The organism is Sciscionella marina DSM 45152 (assembly GCF_000379465.1).
GTDB lineage: Bacteria > Actinomycetota > Actinomycetes > Mycobacteriales > Pseudonocardiaceae > Sciscionella > Sciscionella marina.
In genome coordinates this window covers 368737-390861 of the sequence record NZ_KB905414.1, presented here as the reverse complement: position 1 = coordinate 390861, position 22125 = coordinate 368737, and the positions used below count along the sequence as shown (strand labels likewise).

22 protein-coding genes are annotated in these 22125 nt (G+C 68.1%); 17 read left to right on the top strand and 5 right to left on the bottom strand.

What is annotated here, in order from left to right; genetic code table 11:
- Positions 1-143 precede the first annotated feature (143 nt).
- From serA to A37U_RS0131670, 6 genes are all read left to right on the top strand, one after another.
- Complete coding sequence (serA, locus tag A37U_RS0131700) at positions 144-1739, top strand: phosphoglycerate dehydrogenase (protein ID WP_026197809.1); 1596 nt, start codon at positions 144-146, stop codon at positions 1737-1739.
- Positions 1740-1829: 90 nt separating this feature from the next.
- Complete coding sequence (locus A37U_RS0131695; RefSeq protein ID WP_020500706.1) at positions 1830-2873, top strand: 3-isopropylmalate dehydrogenase; 1044 nt, start codon at positions 1830-1832, stop codon at positions 2871-2873.
- 206 nt (positions 2874-3079) lie between these two features.
- Positions 3080-4705, top strand: a complete 1626-nt coding sequence (gene cimA / locus A37U_RS0131685; RefSeq protein WP_020500704.1) for a citramalate synthase — start codon at positions 3080-3082, stop codon at positions 4703-4705.
- A gap of 9 nt (positions 4706-4714) precedes the next feature.
- Complete coding sequence (locus A37U_RS0131680) at positions 4715-5482, top strand: fumarylacetoacetate hydrolase family protein (protein WP_020500703.1); 768 nt, start codon at positions 4715-4717, stop codon at positions 5480-5482.
- A gap of 93 nt (positions 5483-5575) precedes the next feature.
- Positions 5576-6013 carry a helix-turn-helix domain-containing protein gene (locus A37U_RS0131675; protein WP_020500702.1) on the top strand — a complete coding sequence of 146 codons (438 nt, stop codon included), beginning with the start codon at positions 5576-5578 and terminating at the stop codon, positions 6011-6013.
- Positions 6014-6079: 66 nt separating this feature from the next.
- On the top strand, positions 6080-6685 hold the full coding sequence (locus tag A37U_RS0131670) for a PIN domain-containing protein (RefSeq protein WP_026197807.1): 606 nt from the start codon (positions 6080-6082) through the stop codon (positions 6683-6685).
- Between the two features lie 51 nt (positions 6686-6736).
- Here the strand turns inward: A37U_RS0131670 and A37U_RS0131665 are convergent, their stop codons facing one another.
- On the bottom strand, positions 6737-9109 hold the full coding sequence (locus A37U_RS0131665) for a Tex family protein (protein ID WP_026197806.1): 2373 nt from the start codon (positions 9107-9109) through the stop codon (positions 6737-6739).
- Between the two features lie 79 nt (positions 9110-9188).
- On the opposite strand from A37U_RS0131665, the gene A37U_RS0131660 reads away from it, so the two are divergent.
- The 3 genes from A37U_RS0131660 to A37U_RS0131650 are packed head-to-tail and all read left to right on the top strand — an operon-like array spanning position 9189 to position 12857.
- Positions 9189-9812, top strand: a complete 624-nt coding sequence (locus A37U_RS0131660) for a TetR/AcrR family transcriptional regulator (protein WP_020500699.1) — start codon at positions 9189-9191, stop codon at positions 9810-9812.
- Between the two features lie 19 nt (positions 9813-9831).
- The gene (locus A37U_RS0131655; protein ID WP_020500698.1) at positions 9832-11337 is read left to right on the top strand and encodes a glycosyltransferase family 39 protein; all 1506 of its coding nucleotides are present in this window, start codon (positions 9832-9834) and stop codon (positions 11335-11337) included.
- Between the two features lie 8 nt (positions 11338-11345).
- On the top strand, positions 11346-12857 hold the full coding sequence (locus A37U_RS0131650) for an ArnT family glycosyltransferase (RefSeq protein ID WP_020500697.1): 1512 nt from the start codon (positions 11346-11348) through the stop codon (positions 12855-12857).
- 135 nt (positions 12858-12992) lie between these two features.
- On the opposite strand, the gene A37U_RS46345 is transcribed toward A37U_RS0131650, so the two are convergent.
- A complete protein-coding gene (locus A37U_RS46345; protein ID WP_063712856.1) occupies positions 12993-13910 on the bottom strand; it encodes an SDR family NAD(P)-dependent oxidoreductase in 918 nt (305 codons plus the stop codon).
- Between the two features lie 46 nt (positions 13911-13956).
- Between A37U_RS46345 and A37U_RS0131640 the strand changes: the two genes are divergently transcribed.
- The 3 genes from A37U_RS0131640 to A37U_RS0131630 all read left to right on the top strand — a co-directional run bounded on the left by A37U_RS0131640 (position 13957) and on the right by A37U_RS0131630 (position 16119).
- Positions 13957-14340, top strand: a complete 384-nt coding sequence (locus A37U_RS0131640) for an ankyrin repeat domain-containing protein (protein WP_020500695.1) — start codon at positions 13957-13959, stop codon at positions 14338-14340.
- Complete coding sequence (locus tag A37U_RS0131635; RefSeq protein WP_020500694.1) at positions 14337-15092, top strand: MBL fold metallo-hydrolase; 756 nt, start codon at positions 14337-14339, stop codon at positions 15090-15092. Before A37U_RS0131640 ends, A37U_RS0131635 begins: the two co-directional genes overlap by 4 nt.
- 220 nt (positions 15093-15312) lie before the next feature.
- Positions 15313-16119, top strand: coding sequence for a class I SAM-dependent methyltransferase (locus A37U_RS0131630; RefSeq protein ID WP_026197805.1), 807 nt, complete (start codon positions 15313-15315; stop codon positions 16117-16119).
- Here A37U_RS0131630 and A37U_RS55140 read toward each other — a convergent pair.
- Positions 16092-16172: a (2Fe-2S)-binding protein gene (locus A37U_RS55140; RefSeq protein ID WP_420806273.1), complete on the bottom strand. Its 81-nt coding sequence runs from the start codon at positions 16170-16172 to the stop codon at positions 16092-16094. The two genes, A37U_RS0131630 and A37U_RS55140, sit on opposite strands and share 28 nt — an antisense overlap.
- Before the next feature lie 32 nt (positions 16173-16204).
- Between A37U_RS55140 and A37U_RS0131625 the strand changes: the two genes are divergently transcribed.
- Positions 16205-16417 carry a hypothetical protein gene (locus A37U_RS0131625; RefSeq protein WP_020500692.1) on the top strand — a complete coding sequence of 71 codons (213 nt, stop codon included), beginning with the start codon at positions 16205-16207 and terminating at the stop codon, positions 16415-16417.
- Entirely contained in the window at positions 16414-16833 is a 420-nt protein-coding gene (locus A37U_RS0131620) for a type II toxin-antitoxin system VapC family toxin (RefSeq protein WP_020500691.1), read from the top strand. Before A37U_RS0131625 ends, A37U_RS0131620 begins: the two co-directional genes overlap by 4 nt.
- A gap of 5 nt (positions 16834-16838) precedes the next feature.
- Here A37U_RS0131620 and A37U_RS48760 read toward each other — a convergent pair whose 3' ends face one another.
- Together A37U_RS48760 and A37U_RS46335 are read right to left on the bottom strand one after the other, a co-directional pair.
- Positions 16839-17453: a (2Fe-2S)-binding protein gene (locus tag A37U_RS48760; RefSeq protein ID WP_020500690.1), complete on the bottom strand. Its 615-nt coding sequence runs from the start codon at positions 17451-17453 to the stop codon at positions 16839-16841.
- Complete coding sequence (locus tag A37U_RS46335) at positions 17450-18235, bottom strand: phosphotransferase (RefSeq protein WP_020500689.1); 786 nt, start codon at positions 18233-18235, stop codon at positions 17450-17452. The genes A37U_RS48760 and A37U_RS46335 overlap by 4 nt, the downstream gene beginning before the upstream one ends.
- A 127-nt stretch (positions 18236-18362) precedes the next feature.
- On the opposite strand from A37U_RS46335, the gene ctaD reads away from it, so the two are divergent.
- Genes ctaD through A37U_RS0131595 form a run of 3 tightly spaced genes read left to right on the top strand, consistent with a single transcriptional unit; the run spans position 18363 to position 22069 of the window.
- Positions 18363-20126, top strand: coding sequence for an aa3-type cytochrome oxidase subunit I (gene ctaD / locus A37U_RS0131605; RefSeq protein WP_020500688.1), 1764 nt, complete (start codon positions 18363-18365; stop codon positions 20124-20126).
- On the top strand, positions 20123-21358 hold the full coding sequence (gene serB, locus A37U_RS0131600; protein WP_026197804.1) for a phosphoserine phosphatase SerB: 1236 nt from the start codon (positions 20123-20125) through the stop codon (positions 21356-21358). Before ctaD ends, serB begins: the two co-directional genes overlap by 4 nt.
- Complete coding sequence (locus A37U_RS0131595) at positions 21359-22069, top strand: peptidyl-tRNA hydrolase (protein ID WP_020500686.1); 711 nt, start codon at positions 21359-21361, stop codon at positions 22067-22069.
- Positions 22070-22125 lie beyond the last annotated feature (56 nt).

The following is a 22125-nucleotide window of genomic DNA, read 5'->3' as shown; positions in this document are numbered from 1 at the left end:
TGTGATCGGCCGGTATTCCATGTCGTTGTACGCCCTGGACGTCCCGAGTTCGAGCACTACACTGCTGGCTGGGGTGGGCACAGTGCGGTGTCCACTGGTTTTGTCCTATGTTTCGCGTACCACGCAGGAAATGAGCAGCTATCGTGACTAACGCAAGTCGTCCAGTCGTTCTGATCGCAGAGAAGCTCGCGCCCTCCGTGCTGGAAGTGCTCGGTGATGAGCTCGAGATCCGCCATGTGGACGGGACCGACCGATCCGCGTTGCTCGAGGCGCTCCCCGAGGCGGATGCCTTGCTCGTGCGCTCGGCAACCAAGGTCGACGCCGAGGTGTACGCCGCGGGCAGCAAGCTCAAGGTCGTCGCTCGCGCCGGGGTGGGACTGGACAATGTCGAGGTCGAGGCGGCCACGGCCAAGGGCGTCATGGTGGTGAACGCGCCGACCTCGAACATCGTCTCCGCGGCCGAGCACGCGATCGCGCTGCTGCTTTCGGTGGCGCGCCGGGTCCCCGCGGCCTGTGCGAGCCTGCTCGGCGGGGAGTGGAAGCGCTCCTCCTACTCGGGTGTGGAGATCAACGGCAAGACCGTGGGCATTGTCGGGTTCGGCAAGATCGGCCAGCTGGTCGCACAGCGGCTCGCCGCGTTCGGCGCGAACCTGATCGCCTACGACCCGTACGTCTCGGCGGCGCGGGCCGCGCAGCTCGGTGTCGAGGTGGTGGAGCTGGACGAACTGCTCTCCCGCGCCGACGCGATCTCCGTGCACCTGCCCAAGACCCCGGAGACCAAGGGCCTGATCGACGCCGAGAAGCTGGCCAAGGTCCAGCCGGGCGTGATCATCGTGAACGCGGCGCGTGGTGGGCTCGTGGACGAGCAGGCGCTGGCCGACGCGATCCGCGAGGGCCGGGTCGGCGGCGCGGGCCTCGACGTGTTCAGTACCGAACCGACCACCGAGAGCCCGCTGTTCGGCCTGGACAACGTGGTGGTGACCCCGCACCTCGGCGCCTCGACCGCGGAGGCGCAGGACCGTGCGGGCACCGATGTGGCCCGTTCGACACTGCTGGCGCTGCGTGGCGAATTCGTCCCGGACGCGGTGAACGTGGCCGGTGGCCCCGTCGGCGAGGAGGTGCGCCCGTTCCTCCCGCTCACCCAGAAACTGGGCACCGTGGTCGCCGCGCTCTCGGCCAAGGCACCCACCTCGATTACCGTCGCGGTGCGCGGCGAGATCTCCGGGGAGGATGTGACCGTGCTCCCGCTGGCCGCGCTGCGCGGGGTGTTCGCCGATCTGGTCGATGAGCAGGTCACCTTCGTGAACGCGCCGAACCTGGCCGAGGAACTCGGGGTGCGCGCCGATGTGCAGACCGAATCGGAGAGCCCGAACCACCGCAGCCTGGTGACCGTGCGCGCGACCGGGTCCGACGGCTCCACGATCTCCGTCTCCGGCACCCTGACCGGGCTGGACGAGGTGGAGAAGCTGGTGGAGATCAACGGCCGGCACTTCGACCTGCGCGCGGAGGGCACCGTGCTGCTGCTCGAGTACGCCGACCGGCCGGGCGTGATGGGGACCGCGGGAACCCTGCTCGGCGAGGCCGGGGTGAACATCGAGGCCGCCCAGCTGTCCCAGACCACGAGCGGTTCCGAGGCGACCATGCTCATCCGGGTGGATCACGCCGTGGACGAATCGGTGCTCGCCAAGATCGGCGCGGCGATCGGCGCGCGCACCGCGCACTCGGTCGATTTCCGCTGATCAGCATCTCGCGATTTGGACACCGTCGCTCGTCCGGCGGCGGGTGTCGCCCGGTAGTGTGCTCGGTAAGCGATAACAGTGGAGGTTTAGATGCGGCTTGCCGTGCTCCCAGGTGATGGGATCGGTCCAGAGGTCATCGGCGAAGCGCTGAAGGTGCTCGACGAGGTCTCGCCTGGTGCCGAGGTCACGCGCTACGACCTCGGTGCGACCCGCTGGCATGCCACCGGGGAGTTGCTCCCCGAGTCGGTGCTCTCCGAGCTGCGGGACCAGGACGCGATCCTGCTCGGCGCGGTGGGTGACCCGACCGTGCCGAGCGGCATCCTGGAGCGCGGCCTGCTGCTGAACTTGCGTTTCGAGCTCGACCACGCGGTGAACCTGCGGCCCTCGAAGCTCTACCCGGGGGTGCGCAGCCCGCTCGCCGAGCCGCCGGAGATCGACCTGGTCGTCGTGCGCGAGGGCACCGAGGGGCTCTACGCGGGCAATGGCGGGATCCTGCGCAAGGACACCAGGCACGAGGTGGCCACCGAGGTCAGCGTGAACACCATGCACGGGGTGGACCGGGTGGTGCGGGACGCGTTCACCCGTGCCTCGGCCCGCCCGCGCAAGCACCTGACCCTGGTGCACAAGACCAACGTGCTCGCCCACGCCGGCTCGCTGTGGTCCCGGGTTGTCGAGGAGGTCTCCTTCGAGCACCCCGAGGTCACCGTCTCCTACCAGCACGTCGACTCGGTGACCATTCACCTGGTCACCGATCCCGCGCGGTACGACGTGATCGTCACCGACAACATGTTCGGCGACATCATCACCGACCTGGCGGCCGCGGTGACCGGTGGGATCGGGCTCGCGGCCTCCGGCAGCCTCGACGTGAGCGGCACCAACCCCTCGCTGTTCGAGCCGGTGCACGGGTCCGCCCCGGACATCGCCGGGCAGGGGATCGCCGATCCGACGGCCGCGGTTCTTTCCCTGTCGCTGCTGCTCGACCACATCGGTGAACGCGAGTCGGCGCGGCGCATCGAGGCTTCGGTCGCGTTCGACCTCGCCACCCGGGACCACGCGAACCCGGGAACCACCTCGGCCGTCGGTGACCGGCTCGCCGCACTCGTTTCCGCGCCACAGCACGGAACCGGCGCATGACCGGCGGTTGGACAACGCCGGCGGCGCATGCGATCATGCCGGTCATGAAGCGTGTCACCAGCACCGCGACCGGCATTATCGCCAAGCGCATCGGGTAGCCGTTCACAAAACGCACCCGATGCGCCAACCTCCCGTATCCGTACGGGAGGTTCTTTTTTTGGTTTTGCCCGAGCAGCACAGCGTCCCGCCACCACAGGAGAAATACCGTGACCCGCACCCGTCCGGAAGACACCCCGCTCGGGGACGAATTCCACGTCTACGACACGACTTTGCGCGATGGCGCGCAGCGGGAAGGGATTTCCTACTCGGTCGCCGACAAGCTCGCCGTCGCCCGGTTGCTCGATTCCCTCGGGGTCGGGTTCATCGAGGGCGGCTGGCCCGGCGCGCTGCCCAAGGACACGGAGTTCTTCGCCCGCGCCGCTTCCGGGGAACTGGAACTGAAACACGCCGCGCTCGTCGCGTTCGGCGCCACCCGCAAGGCGGACACCCGGGCCGCGCAGGATCCCCAGGTGCGCGCGCTGCTCGAGTCCGCCGCCCCGGTGATCACCCTGGTCGCGAAATCCGATCGCAGGCACATCGAACGCGCCCTGCGCACCGATGTGCCGACCGCGGCCGCGATGGTCGCCGACACCGTGCGCTTCCTGGTCGGTGAGGGCCGCAGGGTGTTCCTCGACGCCGAGCACTTCTTCGACGGCTACGCCCACGATCCGGAGACCGCGCTGCGGGTGCTCGACGCGGGAGCCCAGGCGGGCGCGGATGTGGTGGTGCTCTGCGATACCAACGGCGGCCAGCTCCCGATCGGAATCGCCGAGACGGTCGCCGAGGTACGCGAGAAGACCGGGCTCCGGCTCGGGATCCATTGCCAGGACGACACATCCTGTGCGGTGGCCAATTCGATCGCCGCCGTACAGGCCGGGGTCAGCCATGTGCAGTGCACCGCCAACGGTTACGGCGAACGCGCGGGCAACGCGGATCTGTTCGGGGTGCTCGGAAATCTGGTCGCGAAGCTGGACATGCCGGTGCTCCCGGAGGGCGCGATCGGGGAGCTGTCCCGGGTTTCGCACGGCATCGCCGAACTCGCGAACATCACCCCGGATCCGCATTCGGCCTATGTCGGTGCATCGGCCTTCGCGCACAAGGCGGGCCTGCACGCGAGCGCGATCAAGGTGGATCCCTTGCTGTACAACCACATCGACCCCGCGCTCGTGGGCAACGACATGCGTGTACTGGTCACCGAGATGGCCGGAAGGGCGAGCCTGGAACTCAAGGGCCGCGAACTCGGCGTGGACCTGGCCGCCCGGCCGGAGGCACTGACCGCCTCGGTGGACGAGGTCAAGCGAAGGGAGGCGGCCGGGTGGTCCTACGAGGCCGCCGACGCCTCACTGGAACTGTTGCTGCGGCGCAACGCGGGCGAGGCGGAGGCCGAATCCGCGGTGTTCACCCTCGAGTCCTACCGGGTGATCATCGACCACGCCCCGGACGGCTCGGTGGTCTCCGAGGCCACGGTGAAACTGCACGTCGGCGGGCAGCGGGTGATCGCGACCGCCGAGGGGAACGGCCCGGTGCACGCCGTGGACGCCGCACTGCGCACCGCCCTGCGTCCGCACCTGAGCTGGATGGACGAGGTCGCGCTCGCCGACTACAAGGTGCGCATCCTCGCCGGGGCACACGGCACCGACGCGGTGACCAGGGTGCTGCTCGACTCCGCGGACGGCGCGCGCGAGTGGACCACCGTCGGGGTGCACGAGAACATCGTCGAGGCGAGCTGGCTGGCCCTGGCCGATGCGCTCGCGCACAAGGCGTATCGGGTGCGCACCGAGAGCAGCAGTTAGAGTGACCCTGTGCGTATCGCGAGGATTGCTCATCAGGAAGGGGTCGCTTTCGCCGCCGTCGAGGGCGAAGGGGCCGATGCCGTGGTCGCGGAGATCGCCGAGCATCCGTTCGGGGTGGAGAAGAACTTCACCGGGCGGAAGTGGAAGCTCGCCGACACCAGGCTGCTCGCCCCGATCCTGCCGACGAAGATCATCTGCATCGGCAAGAACTATGCCGATCACGCGGCCGAGATGGGCGGCCAGGCCCCGGCCGATCCGGTGATCTTCATGAAACCGAACACCTCGGTGATCGGCCCGAACCTGCCGATCAAGCTGCCCGCGAGCTCGAACGAGGTGCACTTCGAAGGGGAACTCGCCGCGATCGTCGGCACCCCGTGCAAGAACGTCTCCGCGAGCAAGGCACGGGATGCCCTGCTCGGGTTCACCGTCGCCAACGACGTGACCGCGCGCGACCACCAGAAACACGATGGCCAGTGGACCCGCGCGAAGGGGCACGACACCTTCTGCCCGCTCGGCCCGTGGATCGACACCGCCGTGGACCCGGCCGATCTGCCCATTCACACCGAGGTGGACGGCGAGCGCAAACAGGACTCGCGCACCTCGCTGCTGATCCACGATGTCGGCAAGGTCGTGGAGTGGATCTCCACGGTCATGACGCTGCTGCCCGGGGACGTCATCCTGACCGGAACCCCGGCCGGGGTCGGCCCGATCACCTCGGGCCAGTCGGTCTCGGTGACCGTGGAGGGAATCGGCACGCTGACCAACCCGGTGCAGTAAGGAGGGTGTCCGGCGCCTGAACGCCACTGGGTTGCAGTTATAAGTGAAACCTTGCATACTGGGCAGCGGCTGACGCTGAACAGGAGGGGACCGATGTCGACGGAGGCGGACACCGGCCGCGAGGTGTTGCTGGCTACTCCTGCCGAGCGCGCGCAAGCTCGGGAGTTGCTGGAGAAGGCCGCTGTGCAGAGCTTCTCGGTGAATGTGGCGAGTGCCGGAACCTCGGCGAGACTTCCGGTCGAGTTGTCCACCGTGGTCAACCGTGTGCTGCAGGCTGTCGCCCGCGGGGAGACGGTCACGGTGCGGGCCATGCCGCAGGAACTCACCACGACGATGGCCGCCCGGTTACTCGGTGTTTCCCGGCCGACGTTGATGAAGACGATCAAGAGCGGTGAGCTGCCTGCTCACCGGGTGGGCAGTCACACCCGGCTCCGTGCCGAGGACGTCGAGGCTTTCCGGGCGGAACGCAAGAACGGGCAGCGCCGGGCATTCGACGCGCTACGGGCTACCGAGGACGAATTCGAGGGATAGCCTCCGCGTGCTCGAGGGGTGCGGAGACAACGGTACTTCGTCGGTCGGTCCCGCTAACCTGTCGCCATGCTTGCTCTGGGGGTTCTTGTCGATGCCAACGTGCTGTATTCCCGAACGATCCGCGATTGGATCGCGCTGCTGTTCACCCGGCAGTCGGCGGAGGAATTCTTCCGGATTTACTGGACGGAAGACATCCTTGCCGAAGTCATCAGCAGTTTCCGTGCTCGCCATCCGAACGCCTCAGGAGGTCAGGTCACCCGCATTCGTGACAGCCTTGCCGCGACCTTTGCTGGTGGCCGGGTGGATGATTTCCGTATCGATGGCACATTTCCCGGCAGCGATGAAAAAGACCGTCACGTGCACGCGGCGGCCATCGCGTGTGGAGCCGACTTGGTCCTCACCAAGGACCGTGACTTCACCAAGCATCGCGATCCGGACAACGTGCCCTACGAAGTGTATTGCCCCGACGAGTTCTTCCTCCTTGTCGAGGACAACCGGCCAGATCTTGTCCGTTCGGTCACGGGAGAACAGGCCGGATACTGGAGTGGACGGCTCGGTTCGGTCAATCTGCCCGATCAGTTGCGCCGAGTAGGCTGTCCCGGGTTCGCGGAACGAGTACGAGGGCACCTATGTGCGCTCGAAACCATTCGAAACCCCGCAGCGCCACCGTGAATCATGGCCGATGGTGTCCGGGGAGACCGCTCCCCGGACACCACCGCCGAACTACTTGCCCGTCAGACCGGCCCGGCGCAGCGCGTCCGCCATGGCGCCGCCCTGGGGCGCCCGGTCCCGGGGCGGCTTTCCGCCGCCCTGCTTCCCGCCTTTGCCGCCGCCGTTACCGCGGTTGCCGCCCTTCCCGCCACCGCCACCGCCACCGCGCTGACCGCGATTCTCCTTGTCCTGCGCGGGTTTCGAGCCGTCGGTCGGGTCGTCGAGGCGCAGCGTGAGCCCGATGCGCTTGCGCTGGATGTCCACTTCCAGGACCTTGACTCGCACGATCTGCCCGGACTTCACGATCTCGCGGGGATCGGAGACGAACCGCTTCGCCATGGCGGAGACGTGCACGAGCCCGTCCTGGTGCACCCCGACGTCCACGAAGGCGCCGAAGGCGGCGACGTTGGTGACCACGCCCTCGAGCACCATGCCCACCTTCAGGTCGGCGAGGGTGTCCACGCCGTCGGCGAACCTGGCGGCGGCGAACTCCGGACGGGGATCGCGGCCCGGCTTCTCCAGTTCGGTCAGGATGTCGCTCACCGTGGGCACGCCGAAGGAATCGTCGGTGAACTCCTCGGGGCGCAGACCCTGCAGCAGTGTGGTGTTCCCGATCAGCTCGCCGGTCTCGGCACCGGTCTTGGACAGGATCCGCCGCACGACCGGGTAGGCCTCGGGGTGCACGCTGGAAAAGTCGAGCGGATCCTCGCCGCCCTGGATGCGCAGGAATCCCGCGCATTGTTCGAAGGCCTTCGGGCCGAGCCGGGCGACCTCCTTGAGCGCGACCCGGTTACGGAAAGAGCCGTTGGCGTCCCGGTGCGCGACGATGTTCTCCGCGAGCGTGGCGGTGATCCCGGAAACCCTGGTCAGCAGCGGAGCCGAAGCGGTGTTCACGTCCACACCGACGGCGTTCACGCAGTCCTCGACGACGGCGTCCAGGCTGCGCGCCAGCTTGAGCTCGGACACGTCGTGCTGGTACTGGCCGACCCCGATCGATTTCGGCTCGATCTTGACCAGTTCGGCGAGCGGGTCCTGCAACCGCCGCGCGATGGAGACCGCGCCGCGCAGCGAGACGTCCAGCGCCGGCAGTTCGGTCGAGGCGTATTCGGAGGCGGAGTACACCGAGGCGCCCGCCTCGGAGACCACGGCCTTGGTCAGCTTCGCGCTGGACTTCTTGATCAGCTCGGCGGCCAGCTGGTCGGTCTCCCGGGACGCGGTGCCGTTGCCGATCGCGATCAGCTCGACCTCGTGCTTGCGGACAAGGGCTTCGAGGGCGGCCAGCGATTCGTCCCAGCGTTTCGTCGGGGCGTGCGGGTAGATGGTGGTGGTGTCGGTGACTTTGCCGTTCGCGTCCACCACGGCCACCTTCACCCCGGTGCGCAGGCCCGGGTCGAGCCCGAGGGTCGGGCGGGTGCCCGCGGGCGCGGCGAGCAGCAGGTCCCGCAGGTTGGTGGCGAACACACCGACTGCGTCGTCCTCGGCGGCGGCGCGCAGCCGGGCCCGCAGGTCCACGTCGAGTCGGATCAGGATGCGGGTACGCCAGGCCCAGCGCACCACGCCGGTGAGCCAGGAGTCGGCGGCGCGGCCCTGGTCGCTGATGCCGAACTTGGCCGCGATCGCGCGCTCGTACTCGCTTGGTCCGGGCACCTCGTCATCGGAGGGCTCGGGGGAGACGGTCAGATCGAGCACGCCTTCCTTCTCCCCACGGAACACGGCGAGCACCCGGTGACTCGGCAGCGAGGCGAGTTCCTCGGCGAAGTCGAAGTAGTCGGCGAACTTCGCGCCCTCGCTCTCTTTGCCCTCGCGGACCTTGGTGATCAGCCTTCCCCGGGTCCACATGGTCTCGCGCAGCTCACCGACCAGATCGGCGTCCTCCCCGAAGCGCTCCACGAGGATGGCGCGAGCCCCGTCCAGTGCCGCCTGGGCGTCGGCGACCTCCTCGGTCACGTACTGCGCGGCGAGTGTGTCCGGCTCGTTGTCCGGGTCCTCGAACAGCGCGTCGGCGAGCGGTTCCAGGCCCTGTTCCCTGGCGATCTGCGCCTTGGTGCGCCGCTTGGGCTTGTACGGAAGGTAGATGTCCTCGAGGCGGGCCTTGGTCTCGGCCGCGTTGATGGACTGTTCCAGTTCCCCGGTGAGCTTGCCCTGCTCCCGGATCGAGTCCAGGATCGCGGTGCGCCGCTCGTCGAGTTCGCGCAGATAGCCGAGCCGCTCGTGCAGGGTGCGCAGTTGCACATCGTCGAGTGCCCCGGTCACCTCCTTGCGGTAGCGCGCGATGAACGGCACCGTCGCACCGTCGTCGAGCATCGTGATCGTCGCGGTCACCTGCCGCTGCTCGATGCCGAGTTCCTCTGCGATCCGTTGTGGGATAGGCGTAGGGCTGCTCACGGGGCACCATTCTGCCGGTTCGCCAACACCAACCGGACATGCCCTTGGCCTGACCCGTCTCCGATGCTAAAGTTTGGCCATGCGGTCAGAAAGTGAGTCGGCTGGTCAGAAAGGCCGGACGTTCATCGAGGAGGCGCGCCGCCGTCAGATCATCGAGGCCGCGGTCGAGGTGATCGCCGAGCAGGGCTACCTGAAGGCCTCGCTGGCCAAGATCGCCGAGCGTGCGGGCATCTCCAAAGGCGTCATCTCCTATCATTTCGACGGCAAGGACGATCTGTTGCACCAGCTCGTCATCCAGCTCTACATCGCGGGCGGTGAGTTCATGGCCCCGCGGATCGACGCGGCGGAGGGGGCCTGGCCGAAGCTGCGCGCCTATCTGGAGTCGAACTTCGAATTCATCGGGCAGCACCGCACCCATCTGCGGGTGTTCGTGGATGTGATCGGCAATCTCCGGGATCGGGACGGCATGCTGTACTTCCGCGATACCCAGGAGAGCGCGGACATTCTCGATCCGCTTGTCGAACTGCTCGAGGAAGGACAGAAAACGGGGGAGTTCGCCGAGTTCGACCTCCGGATGACGGCCATGGTCATCCGGGACACCATCGACGGCCTTGCCGGCCGGGTCTCGCGCACGGAGGACTTCGACATGGAACGCTATTCGCGCGCCGCGGTCGAGGCGACCGCGAGGATGGTGTGCCGGTAGCGACGAGGGGGATTCGGCGATGGGCGAGGCGAACACGCGTGCGCCGGTGGCGAAGCTCGGGATCGGGCTGGTGGCACTCGCGACCGCGGGGTTGCTGCTCGCGGTGATCGAGCGGTACGGCTTCTTCGGGGACGAGCTGTACTTTCTCGCCGCGGGGCGCAGGCTCGACGTGAGCTACGCCGATCAGGGTCCGCTGGTGCCCGCGATCGCCAGGCTGATGGATCTGATCGCACCCGGCTCGCTGTTCGCCGTGCGCCTTCCCTCGGTACTGGCCTCGGCAGGGATCGTGCTGCTCGCCGGGCTGCTCGCCAGAGAGTTCGGCGGGACACGCGGGGCGCAGACGCTCTCCGCGCTCGCCGCGGCCAGTTCGCTTTTCCTGCTGTCCCAAGGACATCTGCTGGCCACCGCCACGATCGACAGTGTGCTGTGGGTGCTGATCACCTGGCTGCTGGTGCGCTGGGTGCGCACCAGGGCCGCTGGGACACCCAACGACGTGCTGTTGTTCGCCGCCGGTTGTGTCACCGCGGTGGATATGCAGGTGAAATGGCTGATCCCGGCGTTCTGGGTCTGTGTCGCGCTCGCCGTGCTCGCCTGCGGGCCGCGCCGGATGCTGATCAACCCGATGCTGCTCACCGGGGCCTTCCTGGTCGGGGTCAGCATGGTGCCGAGCCTGGTCTGGCAGGCCGAACATGGCTGGCCGCAGCGGGCCATGAGCGAGATCATCGGCACGGACGAGGCCGCGGCCCGGGGTCCGCTGCTGTTCACCCCGGAAGCGCTCAAACTCGCCGGAGTGCTCGGTGTTCCGCTGCTGTGCTACGGGGTGTGGCGGTTGTTCCGTGCCGAACGGCTGCGCCCGTACCGGTTCCTCGCCCCGGCCGCGATCCTGTTGTTCGTCTTCTTCGTCATCGCGAGCGGGCGGCCCTATTACGTGGTCGGGATGTTTCCGGTGCTCGCCGCGGCCGGTTCGGCGGAACTGTTGCGGGACAAGGTTTATCCGCTCGGTCGCTGGGCGATCGGGGTGCTCGCGGTTGTCGCGGTGTGGTCCTCGGTGGTGCTGTTGCCGTGGCGCCCTGCCGCGGAGATCGAACCGGTGCACGGGCCCGAGGACGCGGCCGAGAAGCTGACCCTCAACGGTCAGTTCGGCTGGCAGGATCTGATGAACTCGACCGCGAACGCTTATCACCGGCTCACCCCGGACGAGCGGAAAACCGCGGTACTCGTCACCGATTCCTACACCAGGGCGGCCGCGTTCGACGAATTCGGCGCGCAGCACGGATTGCCCGCGGTGTACAGCCCCGGCCGCGGATTCGGGTATTTCGGCCCGCCACCGGACTCGGCGAAAACCGTGCTCTACATCGGCGGGACCGCGCCCGCGCTGCGTGCCGCGTGCAACCGGGTGGAGCCACTGGGGAAATCCGAATCGCGGCTCGGTCTTCCCGGCGAGACAACGGATGTACCGATCTGGCGCTGCGCCGAACTGCGCGAGCCATGGTCGAAACTGTGGCCTGATCTGATGACCCTGTGAGGTGGGCGATGGCAACGCTGACCGCGGAAAATCGCGTGGAACCCCAATTGCCCGTGCCATTCGCGAAACTGGGGGTATCGCTGATCACCCTCGCGAGTCTCGTGCTGCTGCTCGTTTTCGCGAGCCGGTACGGGTACTTCGGCGATGAACTGTATTTCCTCGCCGCGGGGCACCGCCTGGAATTCAGTTATGCCGATCAGGGGCCGGTTCTCCCGCTGCTCGCATACCTCATGGATTCGATCGCGCCCGGCTCGGTGTTCGCTCTGCGCGTTCCCGCCGCACTGATCACGGCGGGTGCCGTGTTCTTCGCCGGGTTGCTCGCCAGGGAATTCGGCGGGGGGAAAGGCGCGCAACTGCTGTCCGCTACCGCGTACGCGAGCTCGTTTTTCCTTTTCCTGCAAGGGCATATTCTCGCGACGAACACCGTGGACACCGCACTGTGGGTGCTGATCACCTGGTTCCTGGTGCGCTGGGTGCGTACCGGGAACGACCTGCTGCTACTCGGCGCGGGTATCGCGACCGCGGTGGACATGCAGGTGAAATGGCTGATCCCGTTTTTCTGGCTGAGCGCGGGGGTGGCGGTGCTGCTGCTCGGGCCGCGCCGGATGCTCACCCGGCCGATGCTCTGGCTCGGCGCGGCCATTGTGGTGCTGAGCATGCTGCCTTCCCTTGTGTGGCAGGCGAACCACGGCTGGCCGCAACTGGGCATGAGTTCGGTGGTGGCTAGCGAACAGGAGTTCGCTTCCGGGCGGCCGCTGTTCATCCCACTCGCCATCGCGCTCGCCGGGGTGCTCGGTGTTCCGCTGCTCTGCTACGGCCTGTGGCGCCTGGTGCGCGCGGAACACCTGCGCGACTATCGGTTTCTGGTGCTGACCACCGCGCTGCTGTTCGCGGTGTTCCTGGTGCTGAATGGGCGCGAGTACTACGTGGCCGGGATCTTCGCCGCCCTGATGGCCGCCGGTGCCGCCGAATTGGGCAGGCGTCGGTTGCGGATCCCCGGTAAGACCGTGTCGGGTGTGCTGACCTCGGCCTCGATCGGTTCGGCGCTGTACGTGCTTCCCTGGCAGCCCGCCGATTCCGTGGAACCGGTGCACGGGCAGGCGGAACTGGCGACGAAGCTGAGCATCAACGGCCAGTTCGGTTGGCGGGAACTCACCGCGAGTACCGCGCGCGCCTACCGCGGGTTGGCGCCCCACGAACGGGAAGGTGCGGTGCTGCTGGCCGAATCCTATTGGCAGGCAAGCGCTTTGGACCGGTACGGACCCCGCTACGGACTACCCCCGGTGTACAGCCCATCCCGCGGATTCGGCTACTTCGGCGCACCACCGGATTCGGCGCGCCCCGCGCTCGCCGTCGGGGACCGGGTGGTGTTCGACCCGATCTGTGCGAACCTGGAACCGGTGGGGACAGCCGATGCGCGGCTCGGGCTTCCCGGCGCCACCAAGGATGTGCCCATCTGGCGCTGCTCCGGTCTGCGTGCTCCGTGGTCGGTGCTGTGGCCGAAGCTGCGGCACCTGTGATGCCGAGAGCACGTCCGGGAACCCCATGCCCTGCTGCGCGGCGAGGTCGGCGAGGTACCTTCGCGTGCCCTCTCGGTGCTGGTGCGGCCTCGAGGACCGGCGGGAGTTGTCCTGCTCCCGCGTCCCGGACGCGCTCTAGGACACCTGGGAGCGCCGGGGTTCCTGCTCGCGCACCGCGGCGATCGAAGCCTCGCTGTCCGAGCCGAAGCGGTACAGCGCAGCACTGAGCAGTTCCACCGGGGTGCGCAAGGTGTAGAGGCCGATCGCGAGCGGTGCCATGAACGGCGGTTCGATCTTGAGCTTGCGGGTGACGATCGCGTCCGCGAGGATCCCGGCGGCCTCCTGCGGGCTCAGGCCCGGAACACTGCGCAGGGCCGCGGTCGGCGCACTCATCCTGGTGTGCACCAGTCCCATGTAGACACTCGTGGTGGTGATGCCCGCCGAGCGGACCTCTTTGCCGAAAGTGCGGAACCAGGTGTCGAAGGCGGCCTTGGAAGCCGAATACGCCGCCCAGCGCGCCCCGGGCGACATTCGCATGCCCCAGGTGGACACGTTCACCACATGACCGGAGCCCCTGGCGCGCATCGAGGGCAGCAGCGCGAGGGTGAGCTTGACCGGGCCGAGGTAGTTGATGTCGATGGTCCGCTGGAAATCACTGAACCGGTTCTCGGAGAGCTCGATCGAACGCCGGATCGACTTGCCCGCGTTGTTCACCAGCACATCGACCTGGCCGTGCGCCTCGAGGATCCGGGCGACCAGCCCGTCCACCGAGTCGGTATCGGTCAGATCGGCCGGATAGGCGTGCGCGTCCCCGCCGTCCGCGCGAATCGCGGCCGTCACCTCATCGAGTCGTTTCGCGGACCGGGCGATCAGCAGCACGGTCGCCCCCGCACCGGCGAGCAGCCGGGCGGTCGCCTCACCGATCCCGTACGAGGCACCGGTGACGAGCACCGTCTTGCCGAACACCGCCCTGCGCAGCTGGTGTTCGTTCGTGCCTGGCTTGCCATTGAGCGCGTGGGCGCAGGTACGCCACAGCAGTCGAGCCGGTCGCATCCGGTCAGCATATGGCCGTGAACCGGAAACATGCCAGAATCCGGATATGGGCGATGACCAAGATCTCGTCGAGCTCGCGACCCGGCTGTTCGGCATGGCGCGCACCGGAAACACGGGCGAACTCGACGCCTATGTCGAAGCCGGGGTTCCGGTGAACCTCGCCAACGAATCCGGAGACACGCTGCTCATGCTCGCCGCCTATCACGGGCACCCGGAAACCGTGCGTGCGCTACTCGACCGGGGCGCGGATCCGGACAAGCTCAACGACCGCGGCCAGTCCCCGCTCGCCGGGGCCGTGTTCAAAGGGGAGAACGACGTGGTGCGGGTGCTCGCCGAGGGCGGTGCCGACCCGGATGCCGGGGCACCGACCGCGCGCCAGTCCGCCGAGATGTTCGGCAAGCAGGAACTGCTCGCCCTCTTCGACCGATGAAACTCACCGTGCTCGGCGGGGCGGGCGCCTGGCCGGGCGCCGAGCAGCCGTGTAGCGGCTACCTGCTCGAACACCAGCGGTACCGGCTGCTGCTCGATCCCGGCTACGGCAGTTTCGCCGCACTGCAGCGGTACCTCGCCGCGGGTGAACTGGACGCCGTCGCCGTCACCCACGGGCACCCCGACCACTGCGCCGATCTGAATCCGCTGCTGCGGGCCCGTGCGCTCGAAGGCGAGCCGCCGCTGCCGGTGCACGCCCCGCGGGACGCGCTCGACCGGGTACTCGCGCTCGACCAGGTCGCCGCGGTGCGCTCCGCCTGTCGGGTGCACGAACTGCGGGCGCGCGAACCGGTGCGCATCGGGCCGTTCGAGGTGCTGCCGGTGCTCCTGCCGCACCACGTGCCGAACCTCGGCCTGCGTGTCACGGGTGGGGATCGGCTGGCCTATACCGGGGACACCGGACCGAGTGCCGCGATCACCGAGCTCGCCGCGGACGCCGATGTGTTGCTCGCCGAGGCCACCTACCCTGAGAGCGTGCCCGAGGAGGACGCCGCCTACCTGTCCAGCGCCCGCCAGGCAGGTGAGTACGCCCGGGAAGCCGGGGTCGGCGAGCTCCTGCTGACCCATCTGTGGCCGGGTACCGATCCGGCGCGGGCGATCGCGGCCGCGCGCGGCGCGTTCTCCGGTCCCATCCGGGTGGCCGGACCGGGGCTCGTATGGCGGGGTCGCCTCGCAAGGCCGGAGGATCGATGAAGCGAAGACCGACCTCATCGAGGCAGTTCGGCTGTATCTCGAAGAGGTCGGCGAGGACACCGTGCAGGAAAGCCCCTTCATCAGCGCCTTCCGGATCAGCGCCTTCCCAATCAGCGCTTTCCCGGTCGGAGCCGCGTGAGTCCGGCGCTCGCCGAGCTGCGCTCGGTAGGCGCGGAACAAATCGGTGGCCGCGGGAGCTGCGGCCTGGCAGGGTTCGCGCATGGATGCGTCGATGCTGCGCCACTACGCCGACATCAGTGAGGAACGCAGGCTGGAGAGCCCACACGGTCAGGTCGAGTTCCTGCGCACCAAGGACATTCTGTCGCGGCATCTGCCCGCGAGCCCGTCGCGGATCCTCGATCTCGGCGGCGGACCCGGCCGGTACGCGCACTGGCTCACCGGGCTCGGTTATCGGGTGACCCTCGTGGATGCGGCCGAGAAGCACGTGACGCAGGCGCGCGAGGCCGGGCTGGACGCCGAATTCGGGGACGCGAGGGAACTGCGGTTCGCCGAGGGGAGCTTCGACGCGGTGCTGGTACTCGGCCCGCTCTACCACCTGACTGAACGCGCGGAGCGGATCGCGGCCTGGCGCGAGGCGGCCCGGGTGAGCCGCGGCTGCGTCGCGGTCGCCGGAATCAGCCGGTTCGCCTCGCTGCACGACGGTATGCGCCTCGGACTCGATGCGGACCCGGCATTTCGTTCGCTCATCGACGGAGACCTCGGAGGCATCGGGCACCATCCGCGCGAGGACGCCCCGCCGGACTGGTTCACCACCGCCTACTTCCACCACCCGGACGAGCTCGCCGCCGAGGCACGCGAGGCCGGGCTCACCGATCCGGTCACCTACGCCGTGGAGGGCGCGAGCTGGCTGTTCGGGGACGAAGTGCTCGCCGAACGCCTCGCCGCTCCCGGGTCCGCCCGGCGGCTGCTCGAGGGCCTGCGGCGGGTGGAGACCGAACCGGCCCTGCTCGGCGCGAGCGCGCACCTGCTGACGGTGGCCTATCCGAGCGGGCAGTCACCGCAGTAGCCGCCGCCCGGTACCCGACAGGTCGTTACCCCTTGAGTTCGCGTTGTTACCAGCGATGGCCTGGTCAGTGCCGTAGAGTGGGAGTATGAGCGGTGCCCGCGAGGAACTGGAGCGCTTGGTCAACGAGATCCCGGACGACCAGGTGCCAGTTGTGCTTGCCGATGTTCGTCGGCACCTTCGGTCGGTGCATGACAGGCCGTGGCCACCGAAATTTTTCGGCATCGCGTCTGGTGATGGCACTGCGGTGGGCGCCCGTGCTGACGAACTGCTTGCCGAGGGCTTCGGCCAGTACAAGTGATCATCGTTGACACCGGCCCGCTGGTCGCAGCGGCATTTCATCGGGATCCTGACTACCGACGGTGCGTGGACCTCTTCACCGGCTTGCATCTGGCCAATCGGGAGATGATCGTGCCCGCTCCCGTTGTTGCCGAAGTGGGCTACCTCCTTGGCACCAGAGTCGGTGCGCAGGCCGAAGCGTTCTTCTTGCGGTCACTTGCTGACGGAACTTTTCAAGTCGGGGACCTGTCCTTCGCTGATTACGCGCGGGCGGCGGAACTGGTTGAGCAGTATGGAGACCTGCCTCTTGGCACCACCGATGCTGCTGTTATCGCTGTGGCCGAGCGGCTGAATGTGTCCGAGGTCGCCACACTCGACCAGCGGCACTTCACAGTCGTTCGCCCTGGCCACGTCGATGCCCTGTCCCTGCTTCCGTAAGTGGCCTATCCGAGCGGGCAGTCACCGCAGTAGCCGCCGCCCGGTACCCGATAGAACAGGCAGCAGGAACGGCGCCGGAAATGCAGCCGCTCATCGAGTTCCCCGGCGCCGAGCCCGTCGAGCAGGTCCCGCACGAGCGGCCAGGGGGCCTCGGCGCCGAGCACCCGCGCGGCACCGACCAGGGACGAGGCGAGGTTGCCCCACAGGATCGGCTCGGCGAGTTTGACCGCGGCCCGCACGCTGTGCAGCAGCGGCACCAAATGGGTGTCGAGCACGGTGCGCATGCCATCCGCAGAAGCGGGCAGCCAGGTGGGTTCGAGGGTGGACAGCCGCACCGGCTCACTCGTGTTCCACCAGGTGTGTTCGGGATCGAGCAGCGGGAGCTCGCCGTGTGCGCACCCGCCGAGGGGCGGTGACACGAGGTAGGCGCAGCAGGCGAGGTGCCAGGTACCGGCGGCGACCCGGTCGGGGACACCGCCGAGGGCCGCGCCGGTCTGCTCGATGGTGGCGCGCACGAGTCCGGGGGAGCGGTAGAGCTCGGCGAGCCGCGGCCCGGAACCCGCACCGGTGCGCACGGTGAAGTAGGGGCCGTAGTCCGTGAGGTCGGCGAGCTCGGTCATACGAGGAGCCTCGCCCTCGCCCGCGCCGCGGTCTCGGTGCCCGGTCGCAGTACCTGTTGCCACATCGCACCGTGCAAGGCGCGCAGTGCCGAGCACTGGTCGACGGCGGCACCACGCTGGGGCGGACCAACGGGCACGGCACCGAGCGCGGCGACCGCGTGATCCCATTCGACCGGTCCGCGCCAGCTGTCCTCGAAGTCGGTCCACACCAGGCCCTGCGTGGTGACCAGGGCGTTTCCCGAATGCGCGTCCCCGTGCAGCGGTTGGGCGGGCAGTTCGGCGAGCAATCTCGCGAACCGCTCGATCTTCGTGTCGATGATCACGCGCTCCTGATCGCTCCAGTCCAGACGCTCGAGGCCGAGCCGCAGGTCAGCGAGTGGGCCGAGTCCTGTGAGGTCACCCTCGTAGCCGGACAGCGCTGCGTGCATGGCCGCGATACCGGTTCGCATCTCCCCTGGACCGGGGGTGCCGCCGACCAACTGGTGGAAAGTCCAGAACGTGCAGCTCCGTCCCCCGATCCGGTGCGGCCCCGGCGGCAGCTCGGTGCTCGGTGCGACGACCGGAATGCCCCGTTCGTGCAGAAACCCGGCCAGCTCCAGATCCACGCTCAGACGGCGCTCGGTGTCCCGGCGCAGGGCGCGGACCAGGCCGGGCAGGCGCGCCACGACCGGGGCGGGATGCAGGTGCACGAGCAGGTTGGCCCGGTCGCGGAGTACCCGTGGCTCAGTACAGCGCACTCCGTACCCCTCGGCGAACTCGACGAGGGCGGCCAGCTCGGTCATGCGAGGATCATCCCAGCAAGATCACTTGGGTTGCCGTTTCCGTCGGATACGCAGAGGGATACCATCGCTGTGTGCCGGTCAACCCTGTGTGCCGGTACGGGAACCACGCAGTGTGCAGGAGGCAGTTGTGACGGCGGTAGCTCCGAAGCCGATCGCTACCCGCGCGTATCACGCGCATACCCCGGCGAAGGGCTCGTATCTGCTTTCGATGTTCCGCACGACGGACCCCAAGCAGCTCGGCGTCATGTACATGGTGACCGCGTTCGGGTTCTTCCTCGTCGGCGGCATCATGGCGCTTCTCATGCGCACCGAGCTGGCCCGGCCGGGCCTGCAGTTCCTGTCCCAGGAGCAGTACAACCAGCTGTTCACCATGCACGGCACGATCATGCTGCTGCTGTACGCGACCCCGATCGTGTTCGGTTTCGCGAACTTCGTGCTCCCGTTGCAGATCGGTGCGCCCGATGTGGCGTTCCCGCGGCTGAACGCCTTCTCTTACTGGCTGTTCCTGTTCGGCGGACTGATCGTGCTCTCCGGCTTCCTCACCCCGGGCGGTGCGGCCGACTTCGGCTGGTTCGCCTACACCCCGCTCTCCGACGCGATCCACTCGCCGGGGTTGGGCGGGAACCTCTGGGTGGCCGGACTGGTGGTCTCGGGTCTGGGCACCATCCTGGGCGCGGTGAACATGACCACCACGGTCATCACGCTGCGCGCTCCGGGGATGACGATGTTCCGGATGCCGATCTTCACCTGGAACATCCTGGTGACCTCGATCCTGATCCTGCTCGCCTTCCCGATCCTGACCGCGGCCCTGATGGGCCTGATGGCCGACAGGGTGCTCGGGGCGCACGCCTTCGATCCGGCCAACGGCGGGGTCATCCTCTGGCAGCACCTGTTCTGGTTCTTCGGGCACCCCGAGGTCTATATCGTCGCGCTGCCGTTCTTCGGGATCGTCTCCGAGATCTTCCCGGTGTTCTCCCGGAAACCGCTGTATGGATACCGCGGCCTCGTGTACGCCACGCTCGGTATCGCCGCGCTCTCGGTGAGTGTCTGGGCGCATCACATGTACGCCACGGGTGCGGTGCTGCTGCCGTTCTTCTCCTTCATGACCTTCCTGATCGCGGTGCCCACCGGGGTGAAGTTCTTCAACTGGATCGGCACCATCTGGAAGGGGCAGCTGACCTTCGAGACACCGATGCTGTTCTCGNTNGGCTTCCTNGNCACCTTCCTGNTCGGTGGNNTGACCGGNNTNNTNCTGGCCNCGCCNNCGNTNGANTTCCANNTCNCNGACACGTACTTCGTGGTCGCGCACTTCCACTACGTGCTGTTCGGCACGATCGTGTTCGCGACCTATGCGGGCATGTACTTCTGGTTCCCCAAGATCACCGGACGCATGCTCAACGAGAAACTCGGCAAGGTCCACTTCTGGACGACCTTCATCGGGTTCCACCTGACATTCCTCGTGCAGCACTGGCTGGGCAACGAGGGCATGCCCCGCCGTTACGCGGACTATCTGGCCTCGGACGGGTTCACCACGCTGAACACGATCTCCACGATCGGTTCCTATGTGCTGGGCTTCTCGGTGCTGCCGTTCGTGTACAACGTCTTCCGCTCCTACCGCTACGGCGAGGTCGTCACCCAGGACGACCCGTGGGGTTATGGCATGTCCCTGGAATGGGCCACCTCGACACCACCGCCGAGGCACAACTTCACCTCGCTGCCCCGGATCCGGTCCGAACGGCCCGCCTTCGACCTGCACTACCCGCACATCGCCGAACGCGCGGAGAAGGAGCGCTACCTGTCCTTCTTCGGGAAGCCGGTCGACCACGGCGGTGACAAGGCGCACAGCACTGTTGGCTCGGGTGAGTCAAGCAGTGAAGACTCGCAGATGTGAGTCCTACAAGTGTGCTGATCACGGTCACCGGGCCGGATAAGCCAGGAGTCAGCTCGGCGCTGTTCGCCGTGCTCACCCGCCACGAGGCGCACATCCTCGACGTCGAACAGGTCGTCATCTCCGGACGGCTCGTGCTCGGGGTTCTCGTGGAGGCTCCCGGTGACCCGGAAGGCCTGCAGGAAGCTGTCGAACAGGGCATGGCGAGCGTGCGCATGCACGTCGAGGTGCTGATCGGTGCGGACGCCACGGCCACCGCGCACATCGCGGAGCCGAGTCACGCGGTGGTCGTGCTCGGCAGGCCGGTCACGGCGAAAGCCTTCGCCGAGGTCGCCCGGACCCTGGCCGGGCTCGGGGTGAACATCGACTCCATCCGGCGCATCGCCGACTACCCGGTCACCGGGCTCGAATTGCGGGTGTCCATCGACGAGAACAACGCGGACGCGGTCGGTTCGGACACCGAACTGCGCAGGGCGCTCGCCGATGCGGCGGCCCGCATCGGGGTGGACATCAGTGTCGAGCCGGTAGGGCTGGCGCGGCGGGCCAAGCGCATGGTCGTGTTCGACGTGGACTCCACCCTCATCCAGGGCGAGGTCATCGAACTGCTCGCGGAGCACGCGGGCTGCGCGGATCAGGTGCGCAAGGTGACCGAGGAAGCAATGGCCGGCAAGATCGACTTCGCCGAATCGCTGCGCCGCAGGGTGGCCACCCTCGAAGGGCTGCCCGCCTCGGTGCTGGACGAGGTCGCCGAAGCGCTCGAACTCACCCCCGGCGCCCGGACCACCGTGCGCACCCTCAAGCGCATCGGGTTCACCTGCGGCGTGGTCTCCGGCGGTTTCGGCAAGATCATCGACCGCCTGGTGCGCGAACTGGACCTGGACTTCGCGGCGGCCAACGAACTCGAGATCGTGGACGGCAAGCTCACCGGCCGGGTGGTCGGCGAGATCATCGACCGGAAGGGCAAGGCGACCGCGCTGCGCCGGTTCGCCGCCGAGGCCGAGGTGGACCTCGAGCAGTGCGTGGCCGTCGGTGACGGGGCGAACGACATCGACATGCTCACCACGGCCGGTCTCGGTGTCGCGTTCAACGCCAAGCCCGCGCTGCGCGAGGTCGCCGACACCGCGCTCTCGCACCCCTTCCTGGACCCGATCCTGTTCCTGCTCGGGGTGACCCGCGCCGAGGTGGAAGCGGCCGACCTCGCCGACGGACTCGAACCCGCCCGCCCGGCGGTGTAGGTGCACCCGGAGACCCTTCGCCCGCTGCTCGAGCGCGGCCCGGCCCCGCAGGCGCCCGAACAGGTGCGTGCGATGCCGGTCATCCTGCGCATCGAGAAGGCCGAACCACCCGCGCGGACCGCGCTGCTCGAGGCGGCGGCCTCCGCGGCGGTCGCCGTGTGCCTCGACGACCGCACCGCCGAGGACGGGCCCTGGCACCGTCCGGTGCACGACTGGCTGGACGTGCAGATCCGCAAGGTGGCCAGGCGGGCCCGCGGGGCGCACTGGCGCGCGGCCGCCGAACTGCCGGGTATCACCGTGGACAAGGACGGGGCACAGGCGCGGGCCCTGCTTCCGCACCTGGTCGACGAGGCACCGCAGGCGGTGCGCAGGCTCCAGGTCGGTGGCACGGAACTGCCCTCGGACACTCCGGGAGCACCGCGGGCCGGTGAGCCGGTGCTGTGGCTGAACCCGACGGTGCCGATGACGCTCGGCAAGGCGGCCGCCCAGGTCGGGCACGCGAGCATGCTGCTGGCCGCCGCCGCGCTCGAGGCGGGGGAGTTGGACTGGATCGCCGACTGGGCGGCCCGCGGTTATCCGTGTGCCGTGCGCACCGCGACCGCCGAATGGGCCGCCCTCGAGGAACGAGCGGGCACCGTCGCCGTGCAGGACGCCGGATACACCGAAGTCGATCCGGGAACTGTGACCGTGCGCACCACGCTCGCCAGTTGACCTCCAGTTAAGTCGAGCTTCTATCGTCGGGGATGTCAGTTGACGGAACCCGACGA

Excerpts from the sequence above, each read along its gene's own strand:
- A37U_RS48760 (WP_020500690.1), bottom strand. The coding sequence starts at position 17,453 with ATGACCGAGCTCGCCGACCTCACGGACTACGGCCCCTACTTCACCGTG.
- A37U_RS0131640 (WP_020500695.1), top strand. The coding sequence starts at position 13,957 with ATGGGCGATGACCAAGATCTCGTCGAGCTCGCGACCCGGCTGTTCGGC.
- A37U_RS0131660 (WP_020500699.1), top strand. The coding sequence starts at position 9,189 with ATGCGGTCAGAAAGTGAGTCGGCTGGTCAGAAAGGCCGGACGTTCATC.
- A37U_RS0131670 (WP_026197807.1), top strand. The coding sequence starts at position 6,080 with ATGCTTGCTCTGGGGGTTCTTGTCGATGCCAACGTGCTGTATTCCCGA.
- A37U_RS0131625 (WP_020500692.1), top strand. The coding sequence starts at position 16,205 with ATGAGCGGTGCCCGCGAGGAACTGGAGCGCTTGGTCAACGAGATCCCG.
- A37U_RS0131675 (WP_020500702.1), top strand. The coding sequence starts at position 5,576 with ATGTCGACGGAGGCGGACACCGGCCGCGAGGTGTTGCTGGCTACTCCT.
- A37U_RS0131630 (WP_026197805.1), top strand. The coding sequence starts at position 15,313 with ATGGATGCGTCGATGCTGCGCCACTACGCCGACATCAGTGAGGAACGC.
- A37U_RS0131635 (WP_020500694.1), top strand. The coding sequence starts at position 14,337 with ATGAAACTCACCGTGCTCGGCGGGGCGGGCGCCTGGCCGGGCGCCGAG.
- A37U_RS0131655 (WP_020500698.1), top strand. The coding sequence starts at position 9,832 with ATGGGCGAGGCGAACACGCGTGCGCCGGTGGCGAAGCTCGGGATCGGG.
- A37U_RS46335 (WP_020500689.1), bottom strand. The coding sequence starts at position 18,235 with ATGACCGAGCTGGCCGCCCTCGTCGAGTTCGCCGAGGGGTACGGAGTG.
- A37U_RS0131695 (WP_020500706.1), top strand. The coding sequence starts at position 1,830 with ATGCGGCTTGCCGTGCTCCCAGGTGATGGGATCGGTCCAGAGGTCATC.
- A37U_RS46345 (WP_063712856.1), bottom strand. The coding sequence starts at position 13,910 with ATGCGACCGGCTCGACTGCTGTGGCGTACCTGCGCCCACGCGCTCAAT.
- A37U_RS0131650 (WP_020500697.1), top strand. The coding sequence starts at position 11,346 with ATGGCAACGCTGACCGCGGAAAATCGCGTGGAACCCCAATTGCCCGTG.